The sequence below is a fragment of the Mesorhizobium sp. CO1-1-8 genome (assembly GCF_020164875.1).
Taxonomy (GTDB): Bacteria; Pseudomonadota; Alphaproteobacteria; order Rhizobiales; family Rhizobiaceae; genus Mesorhizobium.
The window spans coordinates 91447-102215 of sequence record NZ_JAIUGZ010000011.1 but is presented as its reverse complement, the minus strand read 5'-3'; the positions used below and the strand labels follow the sequence as shown (position 1 = coordinate 102215).

The 10769-nt window shown below is 62.9% G+C and carries 10 protein-coding genes and 1 tRNA gene; 6 read left to right on the top strand and 5 right to left on the bottom strand.

Annotation, left to right across the window (positions count from 1 at the left end; translation table 11 throughout):
- Window positions 1–128: 128 nt before the first annotated feature.
- Window positions 129–947, bottom strand: coding sequence for an alpha/beta fold hydrolase (locus tag LB558_RS21450; protein ID WP_224699362.1), 819 nt, complete (start codon window positions 945–947; stop codon window positions 129–131).
- 189 nt (window positions 948–1136) lie between these two features.
- Here LB558_RS21450 and LB558_RS21445 point away from each other — a divergent pair, with 189 nt between their 5' ends.
- The 5 genes from LB558_RS21445 to LB558_RS21425 are packed head-to-tail and all read left to right on the top strand — an operon-like array spanning window position 1137 to window position 5760.
- On the top strand, window positions 1137–2390 hold the full coding sequence (locus LB558_RS21445) for an ABC transporter substrate-binding protein (RefSeq protein WP_224699361.1): 1254 nt from the start codon (window positions 1137–1139) through the stop codon (window positions 2388–2390).
- Window positions 2391–2393: 3 nt separating this feature from the next.
- Entirely contained in the window at window positions 2394–3131 is a 738-nt protein-coding gene (locus LB558_RS21440) for an ABC transporter ATP-binding protein (RefSeq protein WP_224699360.1), read from the top strand.
- Window positions 3128–3841 (top strand): ABC transporter ATP-binding protein, encoded by a 714-nt coding sequence (locus LB558_RS21435; RefSeq protein WP_127256929.1) that lies wholly within the window; start codon window positions 3128–3130, stop codon window positions 3839–3841. Before LB558_RS21440 ends, LB558_RS21435 begins: the two co-directional genes overlap by 4 nt.
- Before the next feature lie 12 nt (window positions 3842–3853).
- The gene (locus LB558_RS21430) at window positions 3854–4729 is read left to right on the top strand and encodes a branched-chain amino acid ABC transporter permease (RefSeq protein WP_224699359.1); all 876 of its coding nucleotides are present in this window, start codon (window positions 3854–3856) and stop codon (window positions 4727–4729) included.
- Window positions 4726–5760 carry a branched-chain amino acid ABC transporter permease gene (locus tag LB558_RS21425; RefSeq protein ID WP_224699358.1) on the top strand — a complete coding sequence of 345 codons (1035 nt, stop codon included), beginning with the start codon at window positions 4726–4728 and terminating at the stop codon, window positions 5758–5760. Before LB558_RS21430 ends, LB558_RS21425 begins: the two co-directional genes overlap by 4 nt.
- Window positions 5761–5886: 126 nt before the next feature.
- Here LB558_RS21425 and LB558_RS21420 read toward each other — a convergent pair whose 3' ends face one another.
- The 4 genes from LB558_RS21420 to LB558_RS21405 all read right to left on the bottom strand — a co-directional run bounded on the left by LB558_RS21420 (window position 5887) and on the right by LB558_RS21405 (window position 10381).
- Window positions 5887–7203: a M20 family metallopeptidase gene (locus tag LB558_RS21420; protein WP_224699357.1), complete on the bottom strand. Its 1317-nt coding sequence runs from the start codon at window positions 7201–7203 to the stop codon at window positions 5887–5889.
- 57 nt (window positions 7204–7260) lie between these two features.
- The gene (locus tag LB558_RS21415) at window positions 7261–8172 is read right to left on the bottom strand and encodes a MurR/RpiR family transcriptional regulator (RefSeq protein WP_224699356.1); all 912 of its coding nucleotides are present in this window, start codon (window positions 8170–8172) and stop codon (window positions 7261–7263) included.
- Window positions 8173–8346: 174 nt separating this feature from the next.
- Window positions 8347–9987: a DUF882 domain-containing protein gene (locus LB558_RS21410; RefSeq protein WP_224699355.1), complete on the bottom strand. Its 1641-nt coding sequence runs from the start codon at window positions 9985–9987 to the stop codon at window positions 8347–8349.
- A gap of 319 nt (window positions 9988–10306) precedes the next feature.
- Window positions 10307–10381: transfer RNA gene (locus LB558_RS21405), tRNA-Thr, on the bottom strand.
- A 161-nt stretch (window positions 10382–10542) separates the two neighbouring features.
- Here LB558_RS21405 and LB558_RS21400 point away from each other — a divergent pair.
- Window positions 10543–10719 carry a hypothetical protein gene (locus tag LB558_RS21400; RefSeq protein WP_224699354.1) on the top strand — a complete coding sequence of 59 codons (177 nt, stop codon included), beginning with the start codon at window positions 10543–10545 and terminating at the stop codon, window positions 10717–10719.
- Window positions 10720–10769 lie beyond the last annotated feature (50 nt).

Sequence of the window (10769 nt, the reverse complement as noted above, 5' to 3'; positions counted from 1 at the left end):
TTTTTATCCCTTTGGCGACAGGCCTTTCCATGTCACATAAGGATATCTTTATGTCAATATACGATGGATGCGCGTGATTGTCACCCACCCACCGCGAAGGCGGTCCGTGGCGCCGGTTTCCGAGGGACCTACGCTCCGTCGACGCTTGCCAGGAAACGGGCGAAGATCGGATTGAAGCGATCCGGCGAATCCCAGAACGGCGCGTGGCCGGATTTGTCGAGCAGATGGGCTTTACCTTCCCATAGATTGGAGAATTTCACAGCGGAGACGAAATCGGTGTTGACGAATGGCTCGTCGATGCCGTTCAGAACGGCGATCGGCGGCGTCTTGCCGGCCACGATCTCGCGCTGGTTCCGACCCGTGCCGGCCGCGAACTTCTCGAACATCAGGCGCCGTGCCCGCCCATCGGTGCGCGCCACCGTGTCGATGAGAAACGGCTCGAACGGTTCGCCGCAGGTGCTGCGCGCATAGGCCTCGACATCGGTGGCAGTGAAGGTTTCCTGGCCGGCAAGGTGCATATGCGGGCTCGGCTTGAAGCCGTTGCCGACCTCCTCGGGCGAGACGGGCGGCGTGCCGGTGATCATCAAGCCAAGCAGGCCGGGAAAGCGGTCGATCATCTCAAGCCCGATATGGCCGCCGAGCGACCAGCCGAAGACGATGGCGTTGTCGATGCTGAGCAGCCCAAGCACTTCGGTCATGGCATCGGCATAGCCTTCCATGCTGTAGGAACGCTCCGGATCGATCGCATCGCCGGACGCTCCATGGCCGGGCAGGTCGGGAGCGATGAGGTGGTAGCGCTCGCCCAACGGGCCCTCCAACTGGTTGCGGAAAACGGCACTGGAAGATGAATTGCCGTGGATCAGCATAACAGCGGCTCCCTGGCCACTGGTCTGGCGAACAGCGATCTTGCCGTGGCTGGTTTCAAGGGTCTTCTGCGAGATCGTCATTGTGCGCTCCGTCGGGAATGCCCTGTTTTAATGCATTTGCGCAGCAAAGCGCCACGGCTTCCATACCTTTGCGGGAACCATCTTCCCGGCCAGGTTGCGTTGAAAAATCCTTTTCAAATAAGAACAATTATGCGTAGATTGTCAATTATCCAACTCCCGATGAACGGGAGGAAAACAGGGAACAGCACGATGAAGTCCAAATCCGCCGCAAGTCGAATCCGCCATATGCTGATGAGCACGACGCTGATCGGCATGTTTGCCGCATCAGCCGCCCCCGCCTTTGCCGACGTTGTCAAGATCGGCCTGCTTGCGCCGCTCACCGGCCCTGCCGCGGCGGACGGCCAGGAATTCCAGCGCGGCGTGCAGATGGCCATCGACGAGGCGAACGCAGCCGGCGGCGTTGCCGGGGATACGTTCGAACTGGCGGTCGGCGACGTCAAGGATCAGTCCGCCGGCAACGTCACCAGCGCCGTCGAACGCCTGCTTGGCGATCCGGGCGTGCACTTCATGCTGACCGGCTATGCCAGCCTGACCAATTTCGAGATCGACAACATGGCCGAGGCGGAAATGCCCTACATGCTGGCGGCCACCTCGCAGCAGACCAGGGACATCATCGCGCCGAGCCCCGACAAATACATGTGCTGCTGGTCGCTGACGCCTTCCTTCGACGCCTACAACACCGACGTAACCCTGTTCGTCGAGAAGCTCGCGGCCGATGGCAAGATCACCCTGCCGACCAAGAAAGTCGCCATCATATCGTCCGACAACGCCTATTCGAAGACCATCTCCGAAGGCATGAAGAAGACCTTCAAGGAGAAGGGCTGGACCATCACCGTCGACGAGATCGTGCCCTTCGGCGAAGTGACCGACTGGCGTTCGATCCTCGCCAAGGTGCGCGAGAACGTTCCCGATGTCGTCATCAACACCGACTATCTGCCGGGCAATTCTGCATCCTTCCTCAACCAGTTCCTCGAGCAGCCGACCAAGAGCCTCGTCTTCCTGCAATACGCGCCGAGCGTTCCGGAATTCGTCGAGCTGACCGGCAAGAAATCGGATGGTGTCATCTACAACCTGCTCGGCGGCGCGCTGACGACGCCGAAGAACCCACGCGCCGATGAGGTGGCAGCCAAGTTCAAGGCAAAATACGGCGTCGAGAGCGGCACCTACGGCGTCGGCCTCTACGAAATGACCAATGTCTATTTCGACGCGGTCAAGAAGGTCGGCGGCGCATCCGACCATGCGGCGATCATGAAGGCGCTGTCGGAGACCGACAAGCAGGTCGCGGAAGGGCGGCTGAAATTCGATCCCGCCACCCACCTTGCCACGCAGGGCGACGACTATATTCCGATCACCTTCTTCCAGATCTGGGATGGCCAGCGCACGCTGATCTCGCCGGAGAAATATGCCACCGGCGCCTTCAAGCTCCAGCCCTGGATGAAGTAGGGAATGGCCCTGCTTGAACTGGACGACGTGTCGAAGGCCTTCGGTTCGCTGAAGGCCGTCGACGGCGTGTCGTTCAAGGTCGAGGCCGGCGAGATCTTTGGCATCGCCGGCCCGAACGGCAGCGGCAAGAGCACGCTGTTCAACATCATCACCGGCATCCCGTTCGGCCCCGACCGGGGCCAGATCCGGTTTGACGGCATTGCCATAAACGGCAAATCGGGACACGCCATCGCACGCCTCGGCCTTGCCCGCACGTTTCAGCGCGAGACCAGCTTCGACGGGCTGACCGTGTTCGAGAACGCGCTGATCGGCGTCAGCTACGGCAAGCAGGAAAAGACAGCGGCCATGGCCCGCAATGCCGCCGCCGAGGCGCTGGAGTTCGTTGGGCTGGGATCCCAGTCGTTCGGCCGGCTTGCAGGCGAATTGTCCGTGTTCGAGCGCAAATGCCTGATGCTTGCCACCGCGATCGCCATGCAGCCGCGCATGCTCTTGCTCGACGAGCCGGCATCGAGCCTGACCAAACCCGAGATCGAGACGTCTATCGGCCTGATCCGCCGCACCGCCGAACGCGGCATCACCATCCTTCTGATCGAACACGTGCTGACCTTCCTGATGAGCCTTTCGCAGCATCTGCTGGTGCTCAACAATGGCCGCGTGCTGGCCGCCGGCGACCCGGCCGGCGTGATTGCCGATCCGCGCGTCATCGAGGCCTATCTCGGCACGAGGAGGTCGGCGGCGTGAATCCCATCCTCAGCGTCGAAGGCGTCACCGCCGGCTATGGCCGCGTCACCGTGCTGCACGATATCTCGCTGGAGGCCGGCCGTTTCGGCAATGTCGGCCTGTTCGGCCCCAACGGCCATGGCAAGACGACGCTGCTGCGTGCGATCTCCGGGCTGCTGCAGCCGAAGAGCGGCCGCATCCTGTTCGACGGGCAAGACATTGTCGGCCACAGCGCGCGGGCCATCGTCGGCGCCGGCCTGATCCATGTGCCGCAAGGCAACCGGCTGTTTCCCGATCTCTCGATCGCCGACTGCATGGCGCTCGGCGCCTATTCGCCGCGCGCGCGGCCGCATGAGGCGGAGAACCGCGAAAAGGTGGTCAGGCTGTTCCCGAAACTGGCGGAACGCTGGCGCCAGCGCGTGCGCACGCTATCGGGCGGCGAGCGCCAGATGGTGTCGATCGGCACGGCGTTGATGAGCCATCCGCGCCTGCTGATCCTCGACGAGCCGACGCTGGGGCTGGCGCCCAAGATCAAGGATGAGCTCTGCGCCTCCGTGATGGACATTTCGCGCGGCGGCGTGCCGCTGATCGTCGTCGAGCAGGATATCGAATTCCTGCTGGAGCTGACGCAGCAACTCTACCTCGTCAACCATGGCGCGGTGGCGACCGAGATCAAGCCGGGCGAAAGCCTCGACCACGGCGAGATCATGTCGATGTATTTTGGCCATTAGGATAATCCGAAGATGAGCGCATTGGCGGAAATCCTGTTCGGCGGCCTGTTCCAGGGCTCGCTCTACGCCATGATGGCGGTCGGGCTGGCGCTCGTCTGGACGACGATCGGCGTGTTCAATTTCAGCCATGGCGTGTTCATGATGCTGGGCGCCTACATCGCCTGGCAGTTGGTCGAACTCGGCCTGCCGGCGGCGGTCGCCTTTCCCATCGCCGTCGTCGTCATGGCCGGCGTCGGCTGGATCCTGCAGGCGAGCGTCGTGCGGCCGCTGATCGGCCGGCCCAATATCGTGCTGGTCGTCGTCATCACCACGCTGGCAGCCGGATCGCTGATCGAGAACGGCGCGCTGACCATCTGGGGGCCGCGCTCGAAGCAGATCCCGGCGCTGATCGCCGGCAACACCACCATCGGCGGCGTCGGCGTCTCCCTGCACCAGATCGCCATCATCGTCATCACGCCGCTGATCCTGGCCGCACTTTGGATGTTCCTCAACCGCACGCGGCTGGGGCTGGCGCTGCGCGCCGTAGCGCAGAATGAAGATGCCAGCCACCTTGTCGGGCTGAACGTCACCGCGCTTTATGGGCTGGCCTTCGCCGTTGCCGCTTCGCTGGCCGGGCTCGCCGGCATCTTCATGGGCGGCTACCGTTTCATGTCGCCGGTGATGGGCAGCGATCCACTGCTGAAGGCGCTGATCGTCGTCGTCTTCGGCGGCATATCGAGCATATCGGGCCCGATCTTCGCCGCCTATCTGATCGGCTTCTTCGAAGCCGCCTGCAGCTATTATTTCGGCTTGTACTGGACGCCGGCATTGCTGTTCGGCGTGCTCATCCTTACCCTGATGGTGCGCCCCGAGGGCATCTTTGCCAGCCGCTCCCGAGGCCTAGCATGACCGACACGACATCGCCGATCACCCTTGGCCATGCAGAGGCGGCAACCCCGATCGCTCCCGGCCGCACGCCATGGAAGCACGAGGCCATCGGCTTCGTGCTCGGCTTCGCCTTGCTGGCATTGCTGCCGCTGATCTTCGGTGACACCTATGCCCGCCACATCCTGATCATGGCCTTCATCTATGCGATCGTCGCCTCGAACTGGGACCTCAGCCTCGGCTATGGCGGCGTCTTCAATTTCGGCCATCTCGCTTTGTTCGGCATCGGCGTCTATGCCTACAGCCTGCTAACCAAGCTGGCCGAATTCGACCCGTGGATCGCGCTGTTTGCCAGCGGTGTCATCGCGACGCTGGCGGCGATCCTGGTGACCATCCCGATCCTGCGGCTGAAAGGCATCTACATCATCCTGGTCACTTTCGGCTTCGCGCAACTGGTGATGCAGGTGATCATCAGCCAGTCCGCCATCACCGGCGGCACGCAAGGGCTGGTGCGCATTCCCGGACTCTACCTGTTCGACCACAACATGGTCCGCGACGGCAAGTTTGCCTATTTCTACATCGCGCTGGCGCTGCTGGTGGCAAGCACGCTGTTCCTGCGCGTGTTCGTGCGCTCACGCGCCGGGGCCAGCATCGTCGCCTTGCGTGACAATGAGGAATACGCCATCAGCCGCGGCGTCTCGATCGTGCGCCAGCGCATGCTGACGCTTGCGGCAAGTGCCTTCTTCACCGGCATCGCCGGCGCCTTCTACGCCGCCTACCAGCGCAATGCATCGATCGACGTCTTCGGCATGAGTCTCGCGACCATCATCCTGTCGATGGTGCTGCTTGGCGGCACCAGCACCATCTACGGCGCCATCATCGCTTCTTTCGTGCTGACGATCTTCGCCGAATGGATGGCCGATTTCGGCGCCTGGCGGCCGATGATCACGGCGGTGCTGATCATCGGCGTGATGCTGGCCTACCCGAGCGGCCTGGTCGGCATGATCAAGGCTTCATGGGGCGCCGTCGCCGGGCGGCTCAAACGCCCGGCCTGATTGGCTCGGAATAGTGGCTCCTCGTTGGAGCAGCTCACCGTTTCAGAGAAGCGGTGAAATGCTCCAACTCTTTGTTTTGACGCAATTCTGGACGGGAAACCGCTTCACACTTTTCCTAGAATTGCTCTAACGGATGCCGCACCAATCGATGACTGAAGCGGCGATCACCTTGGCGGTCTCGACCACCGATTCGACCTCGATATATTCGTCGGAACCATGGAAACCGTCGCCCGACGGGCCGAAGATGACACCGTCGACGCCGGCACCGGCATAGTGTGCGGCATCGCACACGGCGACGAAGCCGCGCACCTGCGGCGCCTTGCCGACCATGGCCTTGCGCTTCATCAGCGATGTCACCAGCGGATGGTCGACCGGCGTGTTCATCGGCGGAAAATGTAGCCCGCCGAGCTCCCACTGGATCGCCGGCGGATTGTCGCGCAGCCACGCATCGTTCTGCGCGAAATGGTGGACGAACGTCTCGAAGTCGCGGCGATAGTCGGCCGAGTTCTCGTCCGGCAGGAATTTCATGTCGAGATCGAGCACCGCGACATCGGGAATGATGGCCGGGTTGGTCATCACGGTCGGCAGGCCGTGTTCGCCAAGGCCGGTGCCGCCATGCATGACGCCGATGTTGATGGTGTTCATGCCGAGCGGCAGCAGCGGATGGGATTTCGCCCGCGTCCGGTCCAGCTCATATTGGCGCACGGCGGCGATGAAGCGGGCGGCGATCTCGATCGCGTTGACACCCGGCTCCAGCCGGTCCTTGTCGTGGCGCTGCGGATAAATCTCGTTGTAACGCAGCGCGGAATGGGCGTTGCGGCCGCGGATCGTCACCCGCGCCCATTCGAGCCCGCCTTCGACCGGCAGGACATCGCCCCAGGTCGGTTCGGCGACCAGCACCGCCTTGGCGAGCTTGCCCTTCTTGACCGCGTCCATGGCGCCGAAGCCGCCGGCTTCCTCGTCGACGACGGAGTGGATGGCGAGCCGGCCCTGCAACGTGATGCCCGTCTTGCGGATCGCGCGCGCGGCGGCGATGCAAGCGGCGACGCCGCCTTTCATGTCGACGGCGCCACGGCCATAGAGCCGGCCATTGGTGATCTCGCCGCCGAACGGATCGACCGACCAGTCCTTCATCGCGCCGACCGGCACCACGTCGATGTGGCCGCACAAGATCAGGCTGCGGTCCTCGTCTCCCGCCCATTCGCCGACCAGATTGGGGCGGCCGGGCAAGGCATCCCATTGCTCGGTCCTGAACCCGTCCTGCTTGAGGATCGGTTCGAGCAGCGCCTGGACATCCGCCTCGCGGTTGATCGCCGGGTTGGGCTCGAATTTGGGGTTGACCGAAGGGATACGGACCATGTCGCGGGTCAGGCCGATCAACCAGTCGCGATCGGTCTCGATCTCAGCCTGCACGGCATCGATGATGGTCTGGTTGTCGGGCATTGTCGCTTCCTTCTCTGCGTCGCGGCGCCTTGCATCGCTGCACTGGGCGCAGCGACACTATTTCCTTGTGGTTTTGGTTTTGGATTTGGCGGCGTCGTCGGCCGATGACGACGGGACGGCATCGAGCGTGACCGCATTGGCGCTGCGGATCTTCTCGATGTCCTCGATGCGCTTGCGAACCCCGGCGCCATGGCCCTCCAGCGCGTGGGCAAACACGGTTTCCATCTGGGCAACGGCCGTCGCCAGCGTGTCGAACGGCGAGTTGGCGTCGATCGCCGCGACCAGGGTCAGGTCGGCGATGTCAGATATCGGCGACAGCCAGACATCGGTGAACAGCAGGATGGAGACGCCGCGCTCCTTGGCCTGCTGGGCAAAGCTCACCACGTCCGACTGGTAGCGCCGGTAGTCGAACACGACGAGGAGGTCGCGCTTGCCAAGGTCGATCAGCAGGTCGAAATCGGCGGGGCTCAACGAACCGATGTCGCGCACGCCGGACCTGAACTGCAGGAGGTAGCCGGCCAGCATGGAGGCGATGTGACGGCTGAAACGGCCGCCCAACAGCACGACCTGGCCCTTGCTCTCGAGCAGCATGTTGACGGCGCGCGTGTAGGCCTGCACCGGCACAGCCGTACGCGTGCGCTCCAGGCTGTCGGAAACCGAATGGAAATAGGCAAGTGCGGTGCCTTCGCTGGAGCCGCCCGGACGCTTGGCCTCCATCATCAAAAGCGGCGAATGCAGCCTGGATTCGACTTCGGTGAGCAGGCGTGCCTGGAAGTCGGCAAAGCCGACATAGCCAAGCTTGGTCATCAGCCGCGTCACGCTCGGGTCACTGACGCCAGCGCGCCGGGCCAGCCGGGTCGCGGTGCCCAGCCCGGACATCGGGTAATCGGCGAGCAGGACCTGGACGATCTTCTCTTCCGCGGAGGTGAACGCCACGGTCGTGTTGGCCAGTTCTTCGCGGATCGACATTGTCATCGCCTATCGCCGACGGAAAGACGATTATCTTACAATTTCGCACATGTTTGTCAAATTTGGAAATTTCCTTACAGAGCCATCCGAGCGTTCGGCATGGCTTGCAATCCCGGGACGGCCAAGCCATCCCGTCGTGCACACATCCACGTCGGATCGAACGAGGGCTTGCGTCTAATTGAAGCTGGCGATGGGCAGGAACTTGACCGCGGAACCGGTGAAGCGTCGGTGATCCGAGGTCTGTCCTCGCGGCTGGAATCCGTCGAGATAGATGTGCTCCGGCGCGGTGCGGATGAGATTGGCGGCAATGACGGGCGCCGTCGCGGGGCTGGCTGCGCCGACGATGCCGCGACCTGTCTCTATCAGCCGGCCAGACAGCGCGGCCGGCACGATGACCGCAGTGGCTTCGGGATCGAGACGTGGCTGGACACGGTCGGCCTTCGGGCTGGTCCTGACGCGATCTTCGGGCTTCGGTTGAGTAACCGAGACCCGCTGGCCGGCCAACCCATCAAGGCCGTCATCGGCGTGGTTCAAGGCCAGCAAGGCAGCGACCGCGTCGCCGGATTTGTCTGCTTCAGGCTGGCGGGTCGGGATGGTCAGGCTTCCCGGTCGCCATGTCGGCAACGGGATGTTGAGCGCCACCAGGTCCGGCGCGCCGCTCGCGGGACCGGCATCCGATTTGCCCGAGGGAATCTCAGCATCGGTTGCCGTTGGCTTGGCCAGTTCGGCCCGCGCCGTGGAAGCGTCGGCTGTTGCAAGTGGCGCGATTTGCGGGGTCGGAATACTGGTCGTTGGCCCGGTGCGCGGGGCGAAGGCTGGCAGCGGCACTGAGCCCTGCGCCATCGCCATGACGATTGCTTCAGGCGTCTTCCTCTCCGCTCCAATCGGCGATTCTTCGGTCCTATCGACGGAAGCCGTCTGGATGTCGGCGCGCTGGGCATCCTGCGGCGGCACGATTGCGATGCCGGCGGGCCTGGGTTCAACGGACCTGGCAGGCTTGCGTGGCGCCGGCACCGCTTCGGCGACATCGTCGGTCTCGTCCGCGCCGCGCCCACCCAAAAGGGCTGCCAGCAGGCCGCGCGGCCTGCGTTGGCCACCGTCGGCACTTGCCAGTTCGATGTCGGTCGTGCCGGCGTCCTTGCGCGATTTGTAGGCGGCAAATGCCTGCCCATAACCGGGCAGCGGTTTGCCGTCGCTCGGCACATGCAGGGTATTGCCGTTCGGGAATACCCTTGCGAGCTCCTGGCGGCTGATGCCTGGCCAATGCCGCACATTGCCCACGTCCATATGGATGAAAGGCGAACCGGAGGTAGGGTAGTAGCCGACGCCGCCGCCCTGCATCTTGAGGCCGATGTCGCGCAGTTTCTTCAGCGGCACATCCGGCAGGAAGAAGTCCATCGCGCGGCCAACCATGTGCTGGCTCTCCCGAGCCACACCCTTCGAGCGGCTGCGCAGCATGGCGTTCGTCGCTGGCGACCGATAGGCGCTGACCACGTGGATATAGGCTGTCGAGCCACTGGCGCGATAGACCTGCCAGACAAGATCGAGCAGGCGCGGATCCATCTTCGTCGGTTCGTTGCGACGCCAGTCACGCAGCATGAGATTGATCTTCTTCAATCCCGCCGGATCATAGCGCCCGTTGCGCTTGAAGACGATTTCAGCCTTCTCGCCCGTATGGAGATGTTGAATCTTCAAAGCACGCGTCTCCGCGAACGCGCCGGTAACGCACAGGCAAAGGAACGCTGCGATGATGGCAGGCAGTGTCCAAAGACGGGAAGCACCGGGGGCGTTTTGCACGTTTTCGCTCACGTTCATGCCTTGCACATTCTTTTGTTTCGAGCGATTTCAGGTTTCCGCCCAGATCAGGAGCCTTTTGGCCCTCTTCCTGACAAGCATGGACCGGACCGGCGCAGCCGGGCATCCATGCCACAATACGTCATGTCGATGAACAGCATCTTGGTTAACGAATCGTGTCTTGCGGGAATGCGCTTCGGCTGGATTTGCCTGTGACAGCCATCTTCTGAAGCAATGCACCGCCGATGAGGTCCGCCAGCACGATGGCCGCGCCATCCCCATGTACCCTCGCCCTCGCAAATGCAGAGGACAAGCGTGCGGCAACAGGGATGTTGGAAACTGGTGCTGCGAGAGAGGATTGAACTCTCGACCTCTCCCTTACCAAGGGAGTGCTCTACCACTGAGCTACCGCAGCCGCTGATGGCGGGGCTTCTGCCATATCGAACCGGCAAGCGCAAGGCCAAGTGCAACGCTTCTGTGAAAGGCTTTGCCGGATAGCTTTTAATGACATGGCCGTGCCACAATGTTGGCTATCCCTGAACAGCAAGCTGGTGGGTCGCCGGCGCGGACGGGGCGATGGACGACAAGACAATTCCACCGAAAAACAGAGCAACAATCCGCAAGGATCGGCTTGCCGACGAATTGCGGGCCAACCTGCAAAAGCGCAAGGCGCAGTCGCGCTCGCGGCGGACCGGCGAGGCCGACCTGCGCCCGGACGGGCTCGCTGCATCGAAGGAAATACAAAAAGATTAACTCAAATCGGCCACTCTTGGCCCGGGGTTCGCGAAATCCTATTTCTTGCA

What these genes read in the sequence shown, in the direction of transcription:
- LB558_RS21440 (WP_224699360.1), top strand. Translation starts at nt 2,394, where the DNA reads ATGGCCCTGCTTGAACTGGACGACGTGTCGAAGGCCTTCGGTTCGCTG.
- LB558_RS21420 (WP_224699357.1), bottom strand. Translation starts at nt 7,203, where the DNA reads ATGCCCGACAACCAGACCATCATCGATGCCGTGCAGGCTGAGATCGAG.
- LB558_RS21430 (WP_224699359.1), top strand. Translation starts at nt 3,854, where the DNA reads ATGAGCGCATTGGCGGAAATCCTGTTCGGCGGCCTGTTCCAGGGCTCG.
- LB558_RS21410 (WP_224699355.1), bottom strand. Translation starts at nt 9,987, where the DNA reads ATGAACGTGAGCGAAAACGTGCAAAACGCCCCCGGTGCTTCCCGTCTT.
- LB558_RS21415 (WP_224699356.1), bottom strand. Translation starts at nt 8,172, where the DNA reads ATGTCGATCCGCGAAGAACTGGCCAACACGACCGTGGCGTTCACCTCC.
- LB558_RS21450 (WP_224699362.1), bottom strand. Translation starts at nt 947, where the DNA reads ATGACGATCTCGCAGAAGACCCTTGAAACCAGCCACGGCAAGATCGCT.
- LB558_RS21425 (WP_224699358.1), top strand. Translation starts at nt 4,726, where the DNA reads ATGACCGACACGACATCGCCGATCACCCTTGGCCATGCAGAGGCGGCA.
- LB558_RS21445 (WP_224699361.1), top strand. Translation starts at nt 1,137, where the DNA reads ATGAAGTCCAAATCCGCCGCAAGTCGAATCCGCCATATGCTGATGAGC.
- LB558_RS21400 (WP_224699354.1), top strand. Translation starts at nt 10,543, where the DNA reads ATGGACGACAAGACAATTCCACCGAAAAACAGAGCAACAATCCGCAAG.